This is a genomic window from Paenibacillus sp. LC231, assembly GCF_001860525.1.
Lineage (GTDB): Bacteria > Bacillota > Bacilli > Paenibacillales > Paenibacillaceae > Paenibacillus_AQ.
In genome coordinates this window covers 220,473-243,392 of the sequence record NZ_JFOM01000056.1, presented here as the reverse complement: position 1 = coordinate 243,392, position 22,920 = coordinate 220,473, and the positions used below count along the sequence as shown (strand labels likewise).

The following is a 22,920-nucleotide window of genomic DNA, read 5'->3' as shown; positions in this document are numbered from 1 at the left end:
TTTGCAAGCTGATCATGCCGCTAGGACGCGTTTCGGTTCATCACATAATACTGAAGGGCTGAAATGACGAGAATGACCAGTCCGAGCAAAACCGCCATCGCGGATGCCATACCCGCAATCGATTCCCCGTGACCGAAGGCCAGCTGCCGGATATACATCATCAATACGGTCGTGCTCTGTCTGGGTCCTCCGTCCGTCATCATTAATGGCTGACCGAATACGTTAAAGGCTCCGGCTGTCGTCATAACAAAGGTATAGATCAGCGGAAAACGAATGGAAGGCAGTGTAATGCTTGAAAATCTGCGGACAGGCCCCGCTCCATCCATCTCGGCCGATTCATACAAATCCTTCGACACTCCGCTTATGGAAGCCCGGTAGATAATCATGTTACCACCGACTCCGCCCCACACCGTAATGACAATGATGATCAGCCAGGCATAGGGCTGGTTGGCCGCCCAGACCGTTTCTGAGCCGAAAATATTGTTCGTGATCCCAAGCTGCTTATTGAAGATTAAAGACCAGATCAGTGCCGCTGCGGAAATCGAGATGAGTCCGGGAATATAGAGGATGGACTGAATCACATTTTTCATTTTCACTTTTTTGTGTTCCAGCGATACGGCAATCATTAACGGAATGATGATTAATATAGGGACGCTTAGCACAACAAAGATGAGCGTATTTTTTAATCCATTCATAAATTGGGTATAGAAGGTGGACTCCGTGTCAAACAGAATCGTTTTATAGTTGGCCAAGCCAACCCATACAGGGTCATTAATCAGATTCCATTGCGTAAAGGAAGCATAGATCCCGTATAGGGTCGGCAATAGAATAAATACGATAAAAAGTATCAGATGGGGACCTACAAAGAAATAAGGCGTCAACGACTTCTTATTCATACCCTTTCATTTCTCCTTTGGAAAAGAAAAGTGTCTTGTAAGCAAGGACACTTTTCTTTTTTTCAATCTGCTCTGCTGTCATTTACTTTGCAGCACTGTTGCCTTCCGCGATTTTATCCTCTACAAATTTCTGCATCGTCGCCAGGGTCTCGTCGATATCGACATTGCCTCGTACGATATCCGCTGCATATGTATCCACAGCCTCCGCTACGTATGGATAGTATTCGTAGGTGTAAATGTACAAGGATTCGATTTCTTTTTCGTTGGAGGTAAAGAATGACTGAATATAATTACTGTACTCCGGGCTCTCAATGACCTGTTTACTCGCAACGATCTGTCCCGCTTTTGCCCACTCAATCGAGTTTTGGCGAATGAATTCCAGGAACTGGCCGATGGCCTGCTCTTTCTCATCTGTTCTCTTATCGTTCTTCAGCATGGAGAATAAGTGCGAAGAGGCCCGGTTCGTATACTTATCAGCACTCGTCGAATAAATGTTCGTAACGCCAAAGTCCAATCCATCGACGGTTGCGTGTGCCGTTGAGCTCCATGTGCCGTCCGTGGAAAATAAAACGTTTCCAGCTTGGAACATCAGATAGCCGTCCTCACCAAAAGGGGTCATCAAGCCTGCATCCGATATTTTCTTAATCTCCGTAAATGCTTGCTTCATGGCTTCTGTATTCACGGCCGGCTTGCCGGCTTGTTGAATGTCGCCGCCCAGGTTCTGGATTTGCGCTAACACAACCCAGCCCAATAGAGCGTCATTGATAACGTAATCGCCTTCATCCAACTTGCCTTGCAGCGACAAAATTTCATCAATGGTCACGACATCATCATCCAGGAAGCTTTCAACATTGTATTTTTTGAGCAAATTTTTATTGTAATACATCGCATTGCTGTGAATATCAAGGGGTACTGTATATTGGGTGCCCTCTACGTTTCCTGTTGCCCAGGCTTGCGGCAAATAATTATCCGCTTTCAATTCTGGCTGAGCTTGCATGACTGCCGTCATCGGCTCCAACACACCTTGCTTAACGAAGCTAGGAACGCGGTCTGCGTGAATAATGGACAGATCAGGAACGCCTTTGCCTGAATTCAGAACGGTAGATATTTTTGTATACATATCCGAGGTAATCACATGCTTCACTTTATATTCAGGATTGGTGGCGTTGTAATCTTTCACTAGCTGATCCATGTAAGCCCCGTCATCACCCGTCAAAGGCGTCCAGAAGGTAATGGTGTTCTTGTCCCCGCTGCCACATCCCCCCAGTACCGCTACCGCTAACAATACAAGTATCAGTGAAACCCCCATTTTTTTCTTCAACAAACTCTCCTCCTATTACTAATCATTTGGTTAATCATTTACCGGCATGGATCATGAAAACGATTAACTTTGGTTCAGTATACACTCGTTTTGAAAACGGTGTCAATAACATATGTATAAATCTTTATTACTTATTTTCCGTTTAATTAACTTTTGTATTAATCATTAGATTGAAAATTTGTTGTATTAAATGTTTAGATTTATATACAGGTTAATAAAGCATGTGTTATGATGCATATAAGTTAATGAACTTGGTTTATGAAAAACTTGTTGAAAGAAGTGGTCATATGCAATTGGAAATAGACAAGTCATCGCTTGTGGTTTACGAGGCTTTGGCCAGCGAAGTTCGAATCAAGATTATTCAGCTGCTTTCCAAAAACAAAATGAATATCAAAGATTTGGCGCAAGAACTTCAAATCAGCAGTCCGATTGTGACAAAACATATTAAAAAACTCGAAGATGCAGGCATTATCCGGACAGAAAAGGTTCCGGGAAAATCGGGACAGCAAAAAATCTCGATCCTGAAGGTGGATCATATTGAAATCAACTTCCCGAAAAAGATTTTTCATTCCTTTGCTTCATATGAGGCTTCCGTGCCAATCGGGCATTATACGGACTATGACCTGAAGCCAACCTGCGGCCTTGCTACCGAGAAGGAATTTATCGGGCGGGTTGACGAACCCAAATACTTCATGGATCCCAAACGTATGGATGCAGAAATCCTGTGGTTTACGGAGGGCTTTATCCAATACAACATCGCGAACTTCCTTCAAAAGGATGAAAAGCTGCAGCAGTTCGAAATCAGCTTGGAGATTTCCTCAGAATTTCCTTTTTCCAATGATGTCTGGCCTTCCGACATCACGTTCTCCTTAAACGGGATCGAACTTGGTACGTGGACAAGCCCGGGGGATTTCGCGGATACGAGGGGGAAGTATACGCCTGCATGGTGGCCGCACAACATCAACCAATACGGTCTGCTCAAAACGATACGAATTACAAGCCATGGTACTTATATCGATGGCGACCCGCTCTCGGCTGTCTCCATAGATGATTTGGATGCAACCTGTGATCGCTGGACCTTTCGAATTGAAGTGAAGGAAGATGCAAAGCACGTGGGAGGTGCCACATTATTCGGCAAGAAGTTCGGAAACCACGAGCAGGATATCCAGTTCAAAATGTATTATCTGTGAGGCCAATCGAAGGTAGATAACACCGAAGATTGTTCATCTGTTAAGTCACCTAAATGAAAACAAACCAGCCGGATTAACGGCTGGTTTGTTTTGCTCAAAGTCCATGACAAACATAAAATCACTCCTTCACAGGTTACGACATCGCAACCAATAAAGGAGTGATTTCAATGTTCCGCGTAAGTAGGCATTCAGGGCAACCTCTTTCATTCCCCTAAATCCCTTCCTCAGTCCTTACCCTTTCAAGATACCTTATGCTCAATTCTCAGCTTATCAGCGACCATCGCGATAAACTCGCTGTTGGTTGGCTTGGATTTGCTGATGTTGATGGTGTAGCCGAACAGATGCGAGATGCTGTCGATGTTACCGCGTGTCCAGGCCACTTCGATCGCATGACGGATCGCACGTTCCACGCGGGAAGGCGTCGTCTTGAATTTCTCTGCGATTGCCGGATACAAGGTTTTGGTGATCGCACCAAGAATTTCGATATTGTTGTATACCATCGTTATGGCTTCGCGTAAATATTGGTAACCCTTGATATGAGCAGGGACACCAATCTCATGGATAATCGAAGTGATATTCGCGTCCAGATTTTTGCCTTTGCCCATGGGAACCACATTGGATTTCATACTTGTAAATGGAGCGCCTGACGAAATGCTGCTGGACGAGCCAACGAGTTGACGAATTCGGCTGGCGAGCACCTCCATATCAAACGGCTTCAAAATATAATAGGAAGCCCCCAATTGTACGGCTCGCTGCGTAATATTTTCCTGACCAAATGCCGTAAGCATAATGACTTTCGGCTGCGGAGACAAATTCATATCGCGTAATCGCTCAAGTACGCCAAGGCCGTCCAAATGAGGCATAATAATGTCAAGGATCAGCACATCCGGTACTTTTCCCGATTCCTCAATCATGCTCAGTACTTCTTCGCCATTATAAGCGATTCCGGAAACCACCATATCTTGTTGATCCGAAATGTATTCACCAAGCAGGTTTGTAAACTCACGGTTGTCGTCTGCCAATAATACCTCGATCTTTTGCAATTCGTGCTCCTCCTTTATCAGATCAGTTGTTATTTTAGAACATTTTCTTGTGTATAAAGTTTTCGACATGCTTATTTAAATTCCTTCTGTCGAAAATTATTTTTCTTTATTTTTTTTTGAAGTTGATTTATAATTAAATATTTTGTTTCAAATTAATCTCTAATTCGTTATTTTACGACAAAAAATCTCAAGGCATTAACCTGCCTTAAGATTTTGAGGAGTTGATTCTGTAGATTGTAGTACGCCGGAGTCCTGAAGCATCCATTCAATAAAGCATCCATACCCCGATTTAGGATCATTAACAAAAACGTGCGTTACCGCTCCAATCAGCTTGCCATCCTGAACGATCGGACTCCCGCTCATGCCTTGTACGATCCCGCCTGTCTTCTTGAGCAGTCTCGGATCGGTAATACGAAGCACAAGCCCTTTCGTTGCGGGAGCATCCTGCTTGGAGACATGAACGATCTCCACTGTAAAGCGTTCAACATCCTGCCCTTCAACGACAGTTAAAATCTCTGCCGGTCCTTCCTTGACCTCATGGGACAAGGCTACGGGAATGGGCTCCTGATACAGACCGTGTTCAGGAAGATTATTCATTTTACCGAAGATGCCAAAATGGGTATTGCGCTCGACATTGCCCAAAATCTTGCCGTCTTTTGTGAAGGTGGCCCGTTTTTCCCCCGGCTCGCCTTCTTCACTTCGACTAATGGATGTAACATTGGACTGAACAATCTGACCGCTTCCGACATCAATGGGTGTTTGAGTATTCATATCGGTGATAACATGGCCTAAAGCTCCGTAAACTTTCTGATGAGGCGCATAGAAAGTTAAGGTTCCAACACCTGCTGCAGAATCACGGATATACAGACCAAGGCGCCAGCTTTGATCTTCTTGATCATACGCCGGACTCAGTTTTGTTGTCATTACTTTGCCGCTCCGCTTAAAGGAGATATCCAATGGCTTCTTAGTTTTTCCAGCCTTCTCGACGATATCAGCAACCTTAGTCACATCATTAAGCGGCTTTCCATCCATCGTGGTCAGCAAATCGCCAACCTTCAAGCCAGCTGCTTCTCCAGGAGACACTTTAGCACCGTTTTGAACGCGTACCAGATGATGTCCAACGACCAGTATACCGGAGGATTTCACTTTGACACCGATGGTTTGGCCTCCAGGAATGACCTTGAGCTCCGGGATCACCTTCACATGAACTGTCTTCAGAGGAATTTTACCAAATAATTTCAGGGTTACTTCCGCATTTCCGCTTTGCTGGGGGTTCAGCTGCAGTGGATGCTTTAGCGATACTTGAAGTTTTGACTCGCGGGAGCCGTTGAGCTGCAGGACATCCGGGCGATCAACTGAAGCGAGGGCTTGAACAGGCATGGCAACATCAAGGCGGGACTGCTGACCGGAAATCAATCTCAGTTCATTAGGCAATGAAGCAAAAGACTGGACTGGATCAGCAGTTCCAAGGAAACAAAGAAGGAAAGCAAGAACGAAACCGAGCAGTTTTCTCCTGAGGTTGGGCTTCAATGGCTGTCACGCTCCCTTTTTCTTCTTTCGCTTGACGAAAAGGTGGTCGCCAATTGCGTACCTTTAAGTTACCCTGCCCTTAAGGATTTATAACTGTCAATCATTGACCCAGAGCCGTTCTGGAAGCCTTTTGCGCTGCCGCCAGATTGAGCATTTCTTGGGCATGATGAAGTGTCTTTTCAGTGATCTCGACTCCGCCAAGCATTCGTGCAAGCTCTTTTACACGCCCCTCTTCAGTCAGGTTTTCTACTTGCGTCATCGTTCTGGAGGCTTCCAGCTTCTTCTCGATTAAATACTGATGATCCGCCATGCAAGCGACCTGCGGCAAATGCGTTATGGAGAACACCTGACAGGTTTTAGCCAGCAAAAACAGCTTCTCCGCAATCGATTGGGCAGCCCTTCCACTGACTCCTGTGTCGACTTCATCAAAGATTAAGACCGGTATTTGATCATGACGGGCAAATATACTCTTCATCGCCAGCATAATTCTGGACATTTCTCCACCCGAAGCAATTTTGGCAAGCGGACGCAGAGGTTCACCCGGATTGGCGGATATGAGGAATTCGGCCGTATCCATACCTTGTCTGGTCAACCTTACTTTATGTCCTTCATATTCGTAACCGTTAGGATCCAGCTGCAGTTCCATGCGAACCTCAAGCGAGGTGCGTTCCATTTGAAGATCCTTTAGTTCTCCCTCCACTTGCCGTGCTAAATCTTGAGCACATTGCTTGCGGGCAATACTAAGCTCTTTCGCGCTAACCAGCAGCACGCTTAACAACTCGTCACGACGCTGTTCCAATGCTTGTATAAACTCGTCCTTATTCTCCAGCATATCGGTTTCCTGCTGAATTCTCACGTAGTATTCCAGAATTTGCTCAACATTATCCCCATATTTTCGTCGCAATCCGGAGATCATATCTAAACGAAGTTCAATTTCATTCAGCCGTTCCGGATTGAATTCAATGCTGTCGCGATAATCCCTCAGCTGGAAAACCGCATCCTCCAGCTGATAATAAGCGGATTGCAGCTGCTCAACAAGCGGCTTTAACCCCTTCTCATCGTAGCCGGACACATCCTCCAATCTGGATAGGGCACGGCTGACGGATTCCAGTCCCGAAGATCCGTACAATAGGTCGTATGCTCCGGCAACGGAATCCATCATCTTCTCGCTGTGGGACAGCTTGGTTCTTTCTTCGGACAATTCCTCATCCTCACCGGATTTTAGCTCCGCAGCCGCGATCTCCTCGAGCTGAAACCGATACATATCCAGCATTTGATACGCCTTCTGGCTGGTCTCCTGCAGGTCCCTGAGCTCCCGCTCCACTTTGCTGAATTCGCCGTACAATTCTTGATATTTTCGTTTGGCAGGCCCGATGACCTTATCTCCGTATGTGTCCAGAAGACTCATATGCTGCTCTGAACGCAGCAAGCTTTGATGCTCATGCTGGCCATGAATATTGATGAGCTTTTCTCCAACTTCACGCAGCATGCTTAAATTCAGCAGCTGTCCGTTAATACGCGACGTGCTTTTCCCTTGAGATGTCAGTTCTCTCCGAATCAATAAATGCTCTTCCGGATCCGCTTCAACACCCAGCTTCTTCAGTGTTTCCCATACGGGATGCTGCGCAGGCAGCTCAAACAGAGCCTCAATCTCCGCTTTGTCGCAGCCATAACGAATTAGCTCAGCCGAGCCGCGGCCGCCGGCAATTAATCCCAGCGCATCGATAATGATGGACTTACCTGCTCCGGTCTCCCCCGTCAGTACGTGAAATCCCGGATAAAAATGCACATCCACGCTTTCTACAACCGCAAGATTTCGAATGGATAGCGTGTTTAACATGTTTCCACCTCCGCTACTGCTTAAAACTGCCAATGTTCACAAATATTTATTACGAAATGAAATTTTTGATTTGGGTAACCACATGTTCTCCGTCATCTTCCGTTCGGCAAATGAGCAATATCGTGTCATCGCCGCAAATGGTCCCCATGATCTGGGTCCACTCCATATTATCGAGCAGCACGGCAACGGAATTGGCTGTTCCAGGCAAGCATTTCATGACGACAAGATTACCGGTACGGTCAATGTAAACAAAATTATCGACAAGCGCTCTTTTGAGCTTCTGTACAGGGTTATAACGCTGATCTGTCGGCATGGAGTATTTATATCGCCCATCATCTGTAGGCACCTTTATGAGCAGCAGTTCTTTGATATCACGTGAAATCGTAGCTTGAGTGACCTGAAAACCTTCCGCACGCAATGCGTCCACAAGCTCATCCTGTGTCTCAATATCCTGGTGGGTAATAATATCCCTGATTTTAATATGGCGTTGTCCCTTCATAAAGAGCCTCCTGAGTATTAACTGTTGTAATCATCCTGACCAATCCATTCTTCGTCCGACCAATCCATGCTTAAACGGTGAATCGACTTCTCGTTCACATCAATGTAGAGCAGACCGGCACATTCGGGATACAGCAGCAAAAACGGCATCAACCGATCGCGAATGCCCGAGCCCGTCCAGTCGACCGGCATCCGTTCCCGTGCCAGCTTCACCATGTACAGCTCGCCACTGTCATCGGATGCAATGTAATCGATAAACAACCGACTCAAGATGGGTCTATGCCCCGTTTCAAATGACAAGTTTATTTTTACTTTACCCCCAACGACGTCGTATCCTTCTTGTTCGAGCATCCCAATCGCTGGGTGATCTGGAATGTGTTCATTTATCGGGATGCCCGGCAGTCGATCCGGTGATGGCGACATTAGCCAACGATTCAGCCTATAACCGATAAGCAAGGCTATGACGACACCAAGCAATATCATTAATAACCAATCATAACGCTCATTCATCCTCTCACCTCGAATTTTGTATTCGCGTATGAGAACATAAATTCCTCTTTTTCAGCAAAAGAAACCCATCATTTCGATGAGTTTCCTGTGAATGTATGAGCCGCTTGCGTTACGACGGTATCAATCCATTGACTCAAATGGACAGTTTCTTGTCCATCTGCCTGAGTCGGTTCTTCCGAGCTTTCAGAAACCTCCGGCTCTAATCGCCAGTGGGCCAGGAATTCTATATTGCCTTCTCCACCCGTAATCGGAGAGAATGTCAGGTTTTTTAATTTGAACCCAATTTCATCCGCAAAAGTCAGCACTTGCGTCAAGACTTCCCTGTGAACCTTCGGATCACGAACCACGCCGGACTTACCCACCTTCTCCCGCCCTGCCTCAAATTGAGGCTTGATCAGAGCAGCTACATCTCCCGGTTTACCCAGGAGCATCTTCAAAGGCGGTAAAATGATGCGAAGGGATATAAACGAAACGTCAATGCTGGCAAAATCAGGCTGAGGGCCATTCAGGTCGTCAGGCGTCATATAGCGGAAATTCGTTCGCTCCATGACACACACGCGTTCATCGTTACGGAGCGACCAATCCAACTGGTTATAACCGACGTCGATCGCATACACATAACTTGCCCCGTGCTGGAGCGCACAATCCGTGAAGCCGCCAGTCGAAGAGCCAATATCCAGCATGGTGCGCCCCTTCATATCGATGTCGAATGAACGAATCGCTTTCTCAAGCTTTAATCCTCCACGGCTGACATAGGGATGAACCGAGCCTTTGACTTTCAGTTCGGACGTCCTCGGAATTTTCATGCCGGCTTTCTCGATCCGCTCGGTTCCGGCATAGACCAGACCCGCCATAATCGCGGCCTTGGCTTTTTCGCGACTCTCATAATATCCCTGCTCCACGAGCAGGACATCAATTCGTTCTTTCTGAGATGAATCCATATTATACTCCCGATGGTTACTAAGACATAAAACTTCTCTTGCCGAGCCCGGCTGTCCGGGCATTCTTCAAGCTCCGGATCTCCTGACAAACCGATTCCAATGTCAGCCCTACTTCTTCACGCTGCTGCGGTATGCTGCCATGCTCGATAAACCGGTCTTCGATCCCCATTAAAGATACGACCGCGTCATGGATTCCCTGCTCCGCAAAAAACTCCAGAACCGCGCTGCCCATACTTCCCGCTTGCGAAACTTCCTCCAGAACCAGCATGGATGTCCCCGTCTCTGCCAGATTCCGCAGCATGCCTCCATCAAGCGGTTTAAGGAAACGGGCATTTACGACTTCTACCGTAATGCCTTCCCGCTTGAGCTGCTCCGCAGCTTCCTCGGCCAACTGAACCATAGGACCGGATGCCAGAATCGCATATCCTTCGCCAGGACGAACGACTTCCCAAGTCCCGATAGGAATCGGTACCAGCTCGGTGTCCATTGGAACGCCGCGCACATTGTTCCGAGGGTATCGGTAAGCGATAGGTCCCTCATTATAATCGAGCGCTGTTTTCATCATATGACGAAGCTCGTTCTCGTCTTTTGGCATCATAATGACGATATTCGGGATATGACGCATGAAAGCTACATCGTATACCCCTTGATGGGTTTCGCCATCTGCACCAACAAAGCCGGCACGGTCAATCGCAAACATCACGTTGGCGTTATGGCGGCAAATATCATGCACGATTTGGTCGTACGCACGCTGCATAAACGTGGAATACACCGCAAATACAGGCTTCATGCCTTCCATTGCCAATGCTGCGCACAAGGTCGCGGCGTGCTGCTCGGCAATCCCCACATCGATCATACGATCAGGGAATTTCTTGCTGAACGGGATCAAGCCGGAGCCGCCCGGCATCGCCGGCGTAACGGCCACGATACGTTCGTCCTGTTCTCCCAGCTCAATCAGCGTCTGTCCGAATACTTCCGTGTACATCGGATTTCCTACCGCTTTAAGGACTTGGCCGGATTCAATCTTATATGGCGTGATCCCATGCCATTTATGAGAATCGGATTCAGCCGGGCGGTATCCCTTGCCTTTGGTTGTTACGGCATGAATCAGAACGGGTCCATCCACATTGTCGGCCTGCTTTAACGTATCGATCAGTTTGTTCAGATCATGTCCGTCTACTGGGCCCAGATAGGTAAATCCGAGTTCCTCGAATAAAACGCCGGGAACCATCATATATTTAAGGCTGTCCTTCATCTTCTCTGCCGTCTTGGCCAGTTTGCCGCCGATGGCAGGAATTTTCTTCAGGAGCATTTCCACTTCGTCCTTGGCACGAAGATAATAACGATCAGATCGGATCTTGCTTAAGTAGTTATGCATGGCACCCACATTCGGCGCAATCGACATTTCGTTGTCATTCAGGATGACCATCAGCTTTTTCTGCTCATGGCCAATATGATTGAGCGCTTCAAACGCCATGCCGCCAGTAAGTGCGCCGTCACCAATCAAGGCGATCACCCGGTTGTTCTCACCTTTCAGATCACGCGCCATCGCCATACCCATTGCGGCAGACAGCGAGGTGCTGCTGTGCCCGGCTTCCCAGACATCATGCTCGCTTTCGGAACGCTTTACGAAGCCGCACAAGCCTTTGTATTTACGGAGGGTATCAAATTTATCCATTCGTCCGGTCAAGATCTTGTGTACATAGGCTTGATGGCCCACGTCAAATATCATCTTGTCACGAGGGCTGTCAAAGCAATAGTGCAAGGCCAGCGTGAGTTCAACCACTCCCAGATTCGGTGCAAGATGGCCACCGGTAACGGACAGCTTTTCGATTAGAAAATGACGGATTTGTCCTGCTAAATCCTCGAGTTCGTCCACCGATAGATGTTTAAGTTGTTCGGGATGTTTGATATTTGGAAGAAGCACGAAGAATCTCCCCGCTTTCCTTGTTTAAGTTTACGTTCTTCAGCTGTTATGAAATCAGCCATTAACAGACATTATATCACAAAAAAACCGTTTGCATGTAAAGCGTGCTTAGTGATCCCGAGCCATCAGGAAATCAGCGATCTCCAGCATTCTGGAGGGATCATTGAAATTCCCTTCGGAAATGACCCGCTTAGCTTCTGCTGTCAGGCGCTCGACTTCACGCCTCGATGCGTCCAAACCGATGAAGTACGGATACGTCACTTTTTCCTGTTTCACATCGCTTTGTACCGGCTTCCCAAGCTTGGACTCATCCCCGACCAGATCCAGGATATCATCTTGAATCTGAAATGCAAGGCCTATATGATGCCCGAAGGTTCGCAAGGATTCAATCTGGGATTCCGAGCACCCGGCAATATGCCCGCCGGCCATCAGCGAGAACATGATCAGATCACTCGTCTTGTGCAGGTGAATATACTCAAGCTGCTCTAACGTCGTTATCCCTTGTTCACCCTCCATATCGGCAACCTGTCCGCCTACCATCCCCCGCGGACCTGCATACTCCGCAAGATCCTCCACAATTGACAGCACGCGCTCAGCTGGAATACCATGCTTTCTGGCAGCCTGGATTACGCTGTAAAAAGCATGCGTCAGCAAGGCATCGCCGGCCAAAATAGCGCTCGCTTCGCCAAAAACCTTATGATTCGTTGGCTTGCCGCGGCGATAATCGTCATCGTCCATCGCTGGAAGATCGTCGTGGATAAGGGAATATGTATGGACCATCTCAACGGCGCAAGCGACTGGAAGCGCGGCATCACGGTTGCCGCCTCCGGCCTCGCATGCCGCAATGACAAGCAGCGGACGCATTCGCTTGCCGCCTGCCATTAAAGAATACGACATGGACTGGCGAAGGGTTTCAGGAACTTTCCAACCTGGCGGAAAAAGATTTGTTAACTCGCTATCCAGTCTGTCCCAAATCTCATTCATATATTGATGAATCGGAAGTCTGTTATTCACCCAGTTCACCTGTCTCATCCAGCGTCCCGCCAAAAGGCTTACGCTTCAGTTCTCCGCCTTCTTCCACGATCATTTCGATTTTTTGCTCAACCTGCTCCAGCTTTTTGCTGCACATCTGCGACAACTTCATGCCCTGTTGAAATAAATCGATCGCTTTTTCCAGCGGCACATCTCCATCCTCCAACTGCTCTACAATCGTCTCGAGCTGCGCCATCGCTTCTTCAAAGCTGATCTCCAATGTTTCATTCGCCATTCTCTTCATCCTCCTTCATTCCCCACACTTGACACTGCAGCTGTCCGTCGCTGACCCTCACGTTAACCAAATCGCCTAACTGAACATCTTCGATGGATTTCACAAGCTTTTGTTCTGCCTCGTCATACACGAGGCTATATCCTCTGGACATAATTTTCAGCGGACTGAGCGCATCGAGATGCCTCATTTCGGTTTGCAGCTGTGATACCTTGGATTTCATGATCGACTGCATCGCATTCATTAACTGCCGGTTGGCCTGATCTTTTCTTCTCGCGGCAAACTCCGCTTGGGTTCGCGGATTATACCGGATTAGTCCCTGATGCAGTGATTTTTGTCGCTGACGGACCAGGGATAACCGGGATTTGAGGTTGCCCTGCAGCCGCTGAGACAGCATGTCCAACCGTTCGGCATGTTGAAGCATATACCGGCGGGGATGAACCAGAACCGGGGAACGCTGGAGCGAAAATAAACGTTCACGACTCCGCTTAAGACGCTGCTGAAGTCCCTGGTTCAGCTGGCGCTGTCTTTGAACAAGCTGCCCCCTAAGTTCCGCGCTGCTCGGTACCGCAAGTTCAGCGGCGGCTGTCGGCGTTGCGGCTCGTAAATCTGCAACAAAATCGGCGATCGTAAAATCCGTTTCGTGTCCAACGGCCGAAATGACGGGAATATCGGATTGATAAATAGCTCTTGCAACGATCTCCTCATTAAACGCCCACAGCTCTTCCAGTGATCCGCCGCCACGGCCAACGATGAGCACATCAGCCTCAGCCATGTCATTCATCGTCCGAATCGCCTTCACGATCGAAGGAGCAGCCCCTTTGCCTTGAACCAGCACCGGATAAAGAATGGCTCTTGCCTGTGGGTACCGTCTCCGGATCGTAATCATAATATCCCGAACCGCGGCACCCGTCGGCGAGGTAATAACACCAATTGTCTTGGGATAACGCGGCAAAGGGCGCTTGCGCTCGGCTGCAAACAAGCCTTCTTCCTCCAGCTTCGACTTCAGCTGTTCATAAGCAAGGTACAAACTGCCGATCCCGTCGGGCTGCATTTGAACCGCATAGAATTGATATTGACCATCTCGTTCATATACCGACACATTGCCCCGGGCAATGACGCGCGAGCCTTCCTTCGGTATAAAAGGGAGCCTCTGGTTATGAGTCGCAAACATGATCGCACGAATCCGGCTGCCTTCATCCTTTAAGGTAAAGTACATATGTCCGCTGGAGTGATGGGTGAAATTCGAAATTTCACCACGGATCCATACGTCGGAGAGCCTGGAGTCACCTTCCATTTTCATGCGGATATAACGGTTTAAATCCTTAACGGATAATACTCGTCCTGGATCTGCCGATTTCATATCAGCTCAACCCATTCAGCCTTTTGGCGGCTATCAAGGTATTCTGCATGAGCATCGTGATGGTCATAGGGCCCACGCCTCCAGGAACCGGAGTAATCGGACCGGACACTTCCTTCACGCTCTCAAAGTCCACGTCCCCGGCAAGCTTCCCGTTCTCCAAACGGTTCATGCCGACATCGATCACAACAGCGCCCGGCTTCACATAACTGGCATCAATCATACTCGCTCTGCCGATTGCAACGACCAGGATATCTGCTTGTCGAGCGATTTCAGCCATATTCCCCGTTCGGGAGTGACACATCGTAACGGTGGCGTTCTCGCGCTGGAGGAGAAGTGATACCGGTTTGCCAACGATGTTGGATCTCCCGATTACAACCGCATGCTTGCCTGCAATCTCAATGCCTGTCCGCTTGATCATTTCAATCACGCCGGCAGGCGTGCACGGCAGCAGACTGTCATCGCCTATTACGAGGTTACCCACATTAACTGGATGGAAACCGTCCACGTCCTTTTCCACTGCGATCGCATCAATGACGGCCTTCTCATGGATGTGCTTGGGCAAAGGGAGCTGGACCAAAATTCCGTGAATGGATTCCTGTGCGTTAAGCTTGTCCACGAGCGCCAGCACTTCTTCCTGGCTGGATTCCTCGGAAAGACGATGGACCTCGGAATAAAAGCCCAGATCCTGACATGCCTTCTCCTTGTTGCGAACGTAAACATGCGAAGCCGGATCATCACCTACAAGTACAACAGCCAAACCAGGACGTACATTCTGCTTGGACAATTGTTCTACTTCTAACGCAATCCCCTTGCGAATTTCTTCAGAAATCTGTTTTCCGCTAATTATCGTTGCTGCTGTCATCCTAATCTCTCCTCCATTATGATTGAATGATGCCGATTCAAGCTTAGCTTAAGCGTACAGATTAAGACTGACGCAGCTTCACCTTGACTTGATCCAGCTCCTGAATCATCCGGCCCAGTACACCGTTGACGAACTTCCCTGATTCCTCGGTTCCGAAATGCTTGGACAACTCAATCGCTTCATTCACAGCTACCTTGCCCGGCACATCTTCACGGGATGTCAGTTCATATACAGCCAGACGCAGGATTTGACGATCCACACGGGAAAGACGACTTACCTGCCAGCCTTTCAAATAATGAGCGAGCAGTTCATCAATCGAATCCTTGGATTCCCATGTTCCATTGACCAATTGCAGCACATACTCCTTCATTAGAACTTCGTCGCCGATGACCCGCTCGGTCTCATTTTCTTCGGCCGCTTCCGAGAGCAGCATCGACACGGCTTCCACACTGTCGACTTCGTTCATCTCCATCTGGTAAAGGCTTTGAACGACAATCTCTCTTGCTACACGTCTTTTCATTTTGTTCCTCCTGTGGACCCTGCTGAATCCATTTTTCTAATTAGTATGATCCATTTGCCGTCAAGACTTGACAACAATTAAAAAGCCAAAAAAAAACCTGTGAATATCTCTCTCCGCAAAAAAGGCGCACGACACCTGTCCTCAGCATTTTTTCCGGAGAAAGCATATCACAGGGTTCATTTAAACGGCCGCCAGCGCTCGGAAAGCCATCGTCCCCATTCCTGAAAGTGGAACATGGAACCTTGCTTCAGATCCTTGCGCTTGCCAAATATATAGCCGATAAATACCACTAATGCAAAGAACAGCATATCCCAAAAACCGGATAATAAGTAAATCAGTCCGCACACAAGCCCGCCGGTCACCCCGGCAATTCTTCCTCTGTGACTCTCCCATATTTCTTTCCAAGGCATTGGGGAAGCTCACCTCTATTCCACGCGGCTCTTGAAGCTTGGTGCCTGAACCACGTTAGCAATATATACGGATACGGATGACACGGGTATTCCTGTTGTATCTTTAACAAAGTCGTGCACCTGCTTCTGCACTTCCGTTGTCAGTGTAGGAATGGATTCTTCACCATCAACCACGGCACGAATCGCAATATCAAGACCCGATTGAGATACCTTGATCCGGGATTTCAAATCCTTGACTCCCCGCACGCGCGAAGCCGCCTTCAGGCAGAGATTCTCGATCGTCTCCACAGAGATTTGGATGTCGCCAAATTCGGTGCGCTGATCGATGGAATTCAGGTTCGAGCGATCGCGCCTTACGGAGATGAAGAAGAAACGGATGCTCAGTAAAAACAAAACCGCAGCTACGATAATTCCAGCCCAGAAAAGGCGTTGTTCCTGAACACTCGTCAATTCATACGGAACAGCGCCACTCAACAGGAGGATGGCAACTACGGATATAACACCGATACTTAAGCTGTAGATAAACAGCAAAAGTCTGTCCATGATTTTGGCCACGATTCAGCACAGCCTCCTTAAAAATTAGATGAAACCCTCGACATTGCTGCCCAGGGCTAGCCTGAAACTATTCTATTTCACGCGTTGAGCAAGATCCAATTCTTCCGTCTTCTCCACGGCTTTCATGAAATGGACATCATGAATATGTACATTGACTTCAATTACCGTAAGCCCTGTCATATTCTCAATCGAACGTTTCACGTTGCGCTGGATTTCTCCGGCTACTTCAGGAAGACGATGGCCATACTCCACGATAACGGATACGTCAACAGCAGCTTCCCGTTGTCCAACTTCCACTTTGACACCCTTGGATAAATTCTTGCGTCCGAGCAGTTCGGCAATGCCGCCTGCAAAGCCTCCGCTCATCCCTGCAACCCCACGTACCTCTACCGTAGCAAGTCCAGCGATAACTTCAATAACTTCCGGTGCAATCTGAATCTCACCGATATCTGTACGTTCAAATTCTGTAGGCAATGTTTCCGCCATTGTCTCAACACACCTTTCGGAATAAGTTAGCGGATGCACCCGAACTGCATAAGGCATGCGCTCTTATTACTCATACTATACCATTTGGCCAAGTTTATGACAAACTTGGCCAAAGGTTTCAAATCTCATTTTCTTCCAAAAATTTAATGTCAAAGTCACCCTTCAAGAAGGTAGGATGGTTCATCAGTTTCTGATGGAACGGGATGGTTGAATAGATCCCTTCAATCTCGAATTCGGCCAAAGCGCGCTTCATCTTCGCGATCGCTTCATCGCGGGTCGGCGCCCATACAATCAGCTTGGCAATCATCGAATCATAATAAGGCGAAATGGTATAACCGGGATATGCCGCACTGTCTACCCGCACGCCAGGTCCTCCCGGAGGCAAATAGAACTGAATGGTTCCAGGGGCAGGCATAAAGCCCTTGTCCGGATTCTCGGCATTAATCCGACACTCAATGGACCAGCCATTAATAACGACTTCTTCTTGAGTGAAAGAGAGCGTGTGACCCTCCGCAACAGAGATCATTTCCTTAATCAGATCAACCCCGGTCACCATCTCGGTCACTGGATGCTCTACTTGAATCCGCGTATTCATCTCCATGAAGTAGAACTGACCGTCCTGACCGAGCAAAAATTCAAGCGTACCTGCACCGGAATAATTAACGGCCTTCGCGGCGCGAACGGCGGCTTCGCCCATCCGGCTGCGTACCTCTTCACTTAGAACCGGACAAGGAGCTTCCTCAACCAGCTTTTGTCTCCGTCGCTGCACAGAACAGTCACGCTCCCCGAGATGCACGGCGTTGCCATGTTTGTCGGCGATAATTTGAATCTCTACATGCTTCATGCCGGTCAGATATTTTTCCAGATATACGCCTGCATTGCCGAAGGCCTTCTGGGCTTCCTGCTGTGCGTTTGTAATCTGTTTAACCAGCGTTTCTTCATCCTCGGCGATCCGGATACCCTTACCTCCGCCACCTGCAGTAGCTTTGATAATGACGGGATATCCAATATCGCGGGCAAGCATAACGGCTTCATTCAGATCCTCGACCAATCCGTCGGATCCCGGAATAACCGGAACACCGGCATCCTTCATCGTCTGCTTCGCAACAGCCTTGTCTCCCATACGGTTGATCGCGTCAGCGGAAGGACCGATAAAGGTAATGTTGCAGGATTCACAAATCTCAGCGAAATCCGCGTTTTCGGCCAAAAAGCCGTAACCGGGATGTATGGCGTCACACTCGGTCAGTGTGGCCACGCTCATAATATTGGTAAAATTCAAATAGCTGTCTTTCGATAACGTAGGGCCGATGCAGTAGGCCTCATCCGCCAAGCGAACATGCAGGGATTCCCGGTCCGGCTCCGAATATACGGCAACCGTTGCGATGCCAAGTTCCCGGCAAGCCCGGATGATACGAACGGCAATCTCTCCCCGGTTCGCGATAAGCACTTTTTGAAATCTCATGCAGTAACCTCCTTCGGACTCTTGCGACTCTCGTTCTTGGCGAGTCCCTCCATATTACTCCGGCTTCACCAGAAACAGAGGTTGCCCGAATTCTACAAGTTGACCGTTCTGTGCGAGAACCTCAACGATTTCGCCTTTGATCTCTGCTTCCAGTTCATTCATCAGTTTCATGGCCTCAATGATGCAGACCGTCGATTTCTCAGTCACCTTGTCCCCGGGACTGACAAACGGCCCGGCCTCAGGCGATGGGGAACGATAGAAGGTCCCTACCATCGGTGATACGATTTTATGTAATGAGCTGTTACTATCCTCCACTGAATCCTGCTGTGGTGCCGCTGCAGGTGCTTGATTCGCCGTATTCGGCTGTACGATCTGTGGTGCCATCATTTGCTGTGCCGGTATATACGCTTGCGGCGCTGCCTGATAGTTGTTAACAACCTCGGCTGCATTGGGTTTCTTAATGGATAAGCGTGTACCTTCGCTCTCAATTTCCAGTTCATGCACGGAAGTTTGATCCACCAGCTTAATAAGTTCCTTGATTTCGTTTAATTTAAACATTATCGACGTTCACTCCTTCACTTTCTTGGAAGCCCTTGCTTAGGACAGTCAGTCAATAGCTTAGAGTATTATATCACAATCGAGCGAAATAGAAAGAGCCCAAGGCAATCCTTAGACTCTTTCGGTTTATCGTATATCCGTGATTTATGTTGAAATCTGCAGACAAGCTTATGGCGCAACATATTGAACGGTTACTTTATCCGGCGAAACCTTCAATTCCTTCATCACAAGACTCACGATGCCGGCTGCACCTTTAGCATCGAGTTTTTCACTCAGAACGACCACATTATACTTCTCGCTTTCTTCCTTCACAACGGCGTTGCCGTATTGCTGCTGCAGCGCTTCTTCGATGCTGAGAATCACTTCCTCTTTCGCTTCGGCTGCTTTCAGCTGCTCGGTTGCTTGAGCTGTTTGCTCCGGCTTGTTCTCATGATTGTCGATCTTTGTCATTAACTCATCGTATAATTTCATATTTTTTTGTGAGCGGTCCAATTTATAGGACTCCAACTGGGCTGCTGCGGATGTTGCATTGGCCGCCACTTGCTCCAGCACTTCTTCATCCGATTTGTTACCGTTGCTGGTGCTGCTTGTGTCTTTGGATTCCTCGGCTCCCTCTTTGCCTGTGCTGCTAGCGTCTTTGGAATTCTCGGCTCCCTCTTGGGATTCCTTCACTTCCGGCTCTTCCGTTTTACCGGCTTCGCCGCTGGCTTTTCCTTGCTCCCCTTGCTCACCTTGTGTTGCTTCTGCAGGATTTTCCGTTCCGGCCGCACCTGTATCGCTCGTACCAGTCCCTTGCTCATTGGCACCGGAATCACCGTCTGTGCCTTCTTCAAGCACTTCGTTCACAACCAGCTCGTCGCCAGCGCCTGCGGTTCCGTTTGCTTCTTGTCCGGCTCCCGGCTTCTGACCGTCCACTTGCGTGCTCTCGGCAACCGGCGGCGCTTTCGTGCCCGAATCGTCGGTGAATAAGTAGTAAGCTGACAGGATGACCATCAAACTAAGCATGGATACTAACCATATGGTTTGTCTTTTGTTATTCATTTGAACGTTTCCTCCTTTGAATGAAAACCTTGGCACGAATGATCGGATCATTCGATTGGCTGCGGTTATTCCTGTTTACGCGGGACAACAGATATACGATAAGACGGGACATTGAGGCCTCGCTGGATCGCATCCACGATCAAGCTCTTTACAACATCATTCTCGGCTCCCTTGGCTACGACGAGCACACCCCGGACTTGAGGCTTGATCTTCTTGGTGACGATTGGGGTTTCTTCCCCGGATGATTCATAGGTGACAATCTGGCCGTCACGCTGATAACTTGTTACATGGCGCTTACCTCCGTTAGCATCGGTTTCCTCCGTCAGCTCCTGGGTATCTTTCATATCACGCTGGACGACCAGCTCTTCTGTAGATTCCACAGTCACCATGACATCGACAGCCCCAACCCCAACAATCTGTTCCAGCATGGTTTTGGTGCGCATTTCAAAATCCTGCTCGATACTTTCGAACTCACCGCCGCCGCTGGTTGAAGTCCCGCTTTGGGGCGTTGAGACCGCCGCAGACTCCGGCGGCGGCTCGCGACCGATATTCTCATGATCCAGCTTCTTCACATTGACGAAGGAGTTGAACAGCATAATCGCGACGCCGATCAGGCCAAGAATGATCAACCATCTGAAGGTTTGCATTTTTCTTGCTCCGCCAGCTCCTCCGCCAAGCCATTGCTCCAACCGCTTCAACCAATTTCCCATCATCCTCACCTCCGCTACAGCTTTTTATCCTGCTCCTGCCCTGGCATATATATCGTGATCAGATCCGGCTCTAAATCCCACCGGCGGCTAATGTAATCCCGAACCGGCTCTGCTCTTGCTTCTTCGGCCTTGCTCACTGCTTCTGCATTCTCTTTCACCGCTGCCTTTCCATCCCGTTCCGACTGCATGGATTCAACATTCACCTGCACGGAATCAACGGGTTCTATGCTGATGGGCTCCTTATCATCCCTTTTGTCTACCTCTGCATTCTCCGATTCACCTCCAACCAGCCTTACGTCAACGGAGCGTATCGCAGCGCCTGCATATCCCTTGTCCTGCCCAGCAACTGCAGCCAGCACCACCTTGACCTCCTGGACCGTCTCCCCGGTTTCTGCCGCGATCTCTTCTTTCATCACCCGGGCTAATTCGTTGCCTGCCCACTGAAGGCTTTGACTCTGCTGCGTTTCCTTCAGCTTCTCGGCCTGTGCCAGAATATGCTCCAGCTGAACCTCTTCCGGCAGCCCTTTCTCCTGCCGCTCCAGCTCCATCGCCAATTGATTCTCGGGGGGATCCGTTATCAATGCGATAATCGGGCTAAGCAGCGTAAGCAGAATCAACAGGCTCAAGACTAATCTGGCATATCGTTCAAGCGCCTTGCCGGGCAGTATCAAATCAACGAAGGCTGCAAAGAGAACCACCATGATGACGCTTTTCAACCAACCTCCAAGCCAGTCCATTCGCCATTCCTCCTAAGCATTGGCCGCCTTCTATGTTCTGCCTCACCTCATCATGACGGTAATGTTGCCTGCCGTGAGCAGAATCGTTATGGCCAGGAAGAACATCATACTGACTGCGGCCAAGGCTGTAAAAACATACAGCATCGTCTTCCCGATCGTCTGCAGGCAGGTGCCGATCGGGGTGTCTCCTAGCGGCTGCATGACGGCAGCCGCGATGTTATATATCAAGGCAAGCGTCAAAATCTTGATCGCAGGAAATGCGCATAGGAACAAAATAATGATGACCCCTGCCAGTCCGATGGAATTCTTGACGAGTAATGAGGCCGAGATCACGGTATCCGTTGCGTCTGCGAACATCTTGCCGACTACCGGGACGAAATTGCCGGTTACATATTTGGCTGCCCGGATCGTCACCCCGTCCGTCACCGAGCTGGTCAGTCCCTGGACGGAGATGACACCCAGGAACACGGTAAGCAGCACGCCCAGAACACCCATCGAAATTCCTCGCAGCAGGTTGCCAAGCTGGGTCAGCTTGTACTTTTCGGATAGCGAACTAACCAGGTGCAGCAGAGCCGAGAAGAACAGAAGCGGGAACACAACCGTGCTGATCAGCGTACCTACCGTATGTACCATGAAGATGACTAGCGGATGAGCCACCGAGACGGTCACCACATTCCCCATCGAAGCCATCAGTGCAAAGAGCAGGGGAAGCATCGCCATCATGAAATCGATCATTTGGGTAATGGCGTCCCGGGCATATCCTATCGCGATGCTGAAGCTGTTAACGGCAATGACCAGGACAACCATGTAACAGATCGTATAGGCAACCCGACTCACGGTGCTTTTCTCAAAGGCCGTCTGCAGATTCTCAAGGATCAGACTCATGATGCTCAGCATCACGATGGTTGCCAGCAGCTTCCCGTTATAGAGCACCTCATGCCACAAATATTTTCCGATGCCTGACATAACCCCTTTGAAGCTAAGACCGTCGCCGCCCGGCAGCAGCATATCCATCAGAGACGGCGTCTTTCCATCCGGGAAGAAACCGCCGTAATCCTTCATGAGCCGGTCCCAGTATTTCTCGACCTGGTCTGTCGGCAGCTGCTGCGTCTGCTGCTCAACCCACTCATCGGCCGGATTTGCCGCGTCAGCCGCACTTATCGTTCCGCAGAACAATCCGGTCATAAACAACATCAGGATCAGTAGACGAAACACGGCCAAGCCTTTTCGAAGTATTACTCCTGTAACCATGTCCC

At 48.9% G+C, this 22,920-nt stretch carries 24 protein-coding genes; 1 reads left to right on the top strand and 23 read right to left on the bottom strand.

The genetic code is table 11. The features are described from left to right. Window positions 1-20 precede the first annotated feature (20 nt). Both AK95_RS31525 and AK95_RS31520 read right to left on the bottom strand, forming a co-directional pair. Window positions 21-896, bottom strand: a complete 876-nt coding sequence (locus AK95_RS31525) for a carbohydrate ABC transporter permease (protein WP_071223867.1) — start codon at window positions 894-896, stop codon at window positions 21-23. A gap of 82 nt (window positions 897-978) precedes the next feature. After that, window positions 979-2,220, bottom strand: coding sequence for an extracellular solute-binding protein (locus AK95_RS31520; protein ID WP_071223866.1), 1,242 nt, complete (start codon window positions 2,218-2,220; stop codon window positions 979-981). Window positions 2,221-2,504: 284 nt separating this feature from the next. Between AK95_RS31520 and AK95_RS31515 the strand changes: the two genes are divergently transcribed. Continuing rightward, window positions 2,505-3,407 (top strand): ArsR/SmtB family transcription factor, encoded by a 903-nt coding sequence (locus tag AK95_RS31515; protein WP_071223865.1) that lies wholly within the window; start codon window positions 2,505-2,507, stop codon window positions 3,405-3,407. 239 nt (window positions 3,408-3,646) lie between these two features. Here AK95_RS31515 and spo0A read toward each other — a convergent pair whose 3' ends face one another. From spo0A to spoIIIAE, 21 genes are all read right to left on the bottom strand, one after another. After that, window positions 3,647-4,450 carry a sporulation transcription factor Spo0A gene (spo0A, locus tag AK95_RS31510; RefSeq protein ID WP_071223864.1) on the bottom strand — a complete coding sequence of 268 codons (804 nt, stop codon included), beginning with the start codon at window positions 4,448-4,450 and terminating at the stop codon, window positions 3,647-3,649. 195 nt (window positions 4,451-4,645) lie between these two features. Beyond that, window positions 4,646-5,980 carry a SpoIVB peptidase gene (spoIVB, locus tag AK95_RS31505; RefSeq protein ID WP_071223863.1) on the bottom strand — a complete coding sequence of 445 codons (1,335 nt, stop codon included), beginning with the start codon at window positions 5,978-5,980 and terminating at the stop codon, window positions 4,646-4,648. 100 nt (window positions 5,981-6,080) lie between these two features. Next, entirely contained in the window at window positions 6,081-7,820 is a 1,740-nt protein-coding gene (gene recN / locus AK95_RS31500) for a DNA repair protein RecN (RefSeq protein WP_071223862.1), read from the bottom strand. A 49-nt stretch (window positions 7,821-7,869) separates the two neighbouring features. Then, window positions 7,870-8,319: a transcriptional regulator AhrC/ArgR gene (ahrC, locus tag AK95_RS31495; RefSeq protein WP_071223861.1), complete on the bottom strand. Its 450-nt coding sequence runs from the start codon at window positions 8,317-8,319 to the stop codon at window positions 7,870-7,872. 17 nt (window positions 8,320-8,336) lie between these two features. Next, window positions 8,337-8,828, bottom strand: coding sequence for a hypothetical protein (locus tag AK95_RS31490; protein WP_071223860.1), 492 nt, complete (start codon window positions 8,826-8,828; stop codon window positions 8,337-8,339). A 68-nt stretch (window positions 8,829-8,896) separates the two neighbouring features. Continuing rightward, window positions 8,897-9,769 (bottom strand): TlyA family RNA methyltransferase, encoded by an 873-nt coding sequence (locus AK95_RS31485; protein WP_071223859.1) that lies wholly within the window; start codon window positions 9,767-9,769, stop codon window positions 8,897-8,899. Between the two features lie 19 nt (window positions 9,770-9,788). Then, complete coding sequence (dxs, locus tag AK95_RS31480) at window positions 9,789-11,696, bottom strand: 1-deoxy-D-xylulose-5-phosphate synthase (protein WP_071223858.1); 1,908 nt, start codon at window positions 11,694-11,696, stop codon at window positions 9,789-9,791. A 108-nt stretch (window positions 11,697-11,804) separates the two neighbouring features. Then, entirely contained in the window at window positions 11,805-12,680 is an 876-nt protein-coding gene (locus AK95_RS31475) for a polyprenyl synthetase family protein (protein ID WP_397376650.1), read from the bottom strand. A gap of 22 nt (window positions 12,681-12,702) precedes the next feature. Further along, window positions 12,703-12,963 (bottom strand): exodeoxyribonuclease VII small subunit, encoded by a 261-nt coding sequence (xseB, locus tag AK95_RS31470; RefSeq protein ID WP_009591232.1) that lies wholly within the window; start codon window positions 12,961-12,963, stop codon window positions 12,703-12,705. Beyond that, window positions 12,953-14,323, bottom strand: coding sequence for an exodeoxyribonuclease VII large subunit (gene xseA / locus AK95_RS31465; RefSeq protein ID WP_071223857.1), 1,371 nt, complete (start codon window positions 14,321-14,323; stop codon window positions 12,953-12,955). Before xseA ends, xseB begins: the two co-directional genes overlap by 11 nt. A 1-nt stretch (window position 14,324) precedes the next feature. Continuing rightward, window positions 14,325-15,185: a bifunctional methylenetetrahydrofolate dehydrogenase/methenyltetrahydrofolate cyclohydrolase FolD gene (gene folD, locus AK95_RS31460; protein ID WP_071223856.1), complete on the bottom strand. Its 861-nt coding sequence runs from the start codon at window positions 15,183-15,185 to the stop codon at window positions 14,325-14,327. Between the two features lie 61 nt (window positions 15,186-15,246). Continuing rightward, window positions 15,247-15,705, bottom strand: a complete 459-nt coding sequence (gene nusB / locus AK95_RS31455; RefSeq protein WP_071223855.1) for a transcription antitermination factor NusB — start codon at window positions 15,703-15,705, stop codon at window positions 15,247-15,249. A gap of 176 nt (window positions 15,706-15,881) precedes the next feature. After that, window positions 15,882-16,115: a DUF2273 domain-containing protein gene (locus tag AK95_RS31450; RefSeq protein WP_006209372.1), complete on the bottom strand. Its 234-nt coding sequence runs from the start codon at window positions 16,113-16,115 to the stop codon at window positions 15,882-15,884. A gap of 15 nt (window positions 16,116-16,130) precedes the next feature. After that, the gene (gene amaP, locus AK95_RS31445; protein WP_071223854.1) at window positions 16,131-16,670 is read right to left on the bottom strand and encodes an alkaline shock response membrane anchor protein AmaP; all 540 of its coding nucleotides are present in this window, start codon (window positions 16,668-16,670) and stop codon (window positions 16,131-16,133) included. Between the two features lie 72 nt (window positions 16,671-16,742). Then, complete coding sequence (locus tag AK95_RS31440; protein ID WP_071223853.1) at window positions 16,743-17,156, bottom strand: Asp23/Gls24 family envelope stress response protein; 414 nt, start codon at window positions 17,154-17,156, stop codon at window positions 16,743-16,745. Between the two features lie 118 nt (window positions 17,157-17,274). Next, complete coding sequence (gene accC, locus AK95_RS31435; RefSeq protein ID WP_071223852.1) at window positions 17,275-18,618, bottom strand: acetyl-CoA carboxylase biotin carboxylase subunit; 1,344 nt, start codon at window positions 18,616-18,618, stop codon at window positions 17,275-17,277. A gap of 54 nt (window positions 18,619-18,672) precedes the next feature. Continuing rightward, window positions 18,673-19,176, bottom strand: coding sequence for an acetyl-CoA carboxylase biotin carboxyl carrier protein (accB, locus tag AK95_RS31430; protein ID WP_071223851.1), 504 nt, complete (start codon window positions 19,174-19,176; stop codon window positions 18,673-18,675). Between the two features lie 168 nt (window positions 19,177-19,344). After that, on the bottom strand, window positions 19,345-20,217 hold the full coding sequence (locus AK95_RS31425) for a SpoIIIAH-like family protein (protein ID WP_071223850.1): 873 nt from the start codon (window positions 20,215-20,217) through the stop codon (window positions 19,345-19,347). A 65-nt stretch (window positions 20,218-20,282) separates the two neighbouring features. Beyond that, complete coding sequence (spoIIIAG, locus tag AK95_RS31420; RefSeq protein WP_201259460.1) at window positions 20,283-20,927, bottom strand: stage III sporulation protein AG; 645 nt, start codon at window positions 20,925-20,927, stop codon at window positions 20,283-20,285. 14 nt (window positions 20,928-20,941) lie between these two features. After that, entirely contained in the window at window positions 20,942-21,664 is a 723-nt protein-coding gene (spoIIIAF, locus tag AK95_RS31415) for a stage III sporulation protein AF (RefSeq protein ID WP_071223848.1), read from the bottom strand. Between the two features lie 42 nt (window positions 21,665-21,706). Beyond that, window positions 21,707-22,915 (bottom strand): stage III sporulation protein AE, encoded by a 1,209-nt coding sequence (spoIIIAE, locus tag AK95_RS31410; protein WP_071223847.1) that lies wholly within the window; start codon window positions 22,913-22,915, stop codon window positions 21,707-21,709. Between the last annotated feature and the right edge of the window lie 5 nt (window positions 22,916-22,920).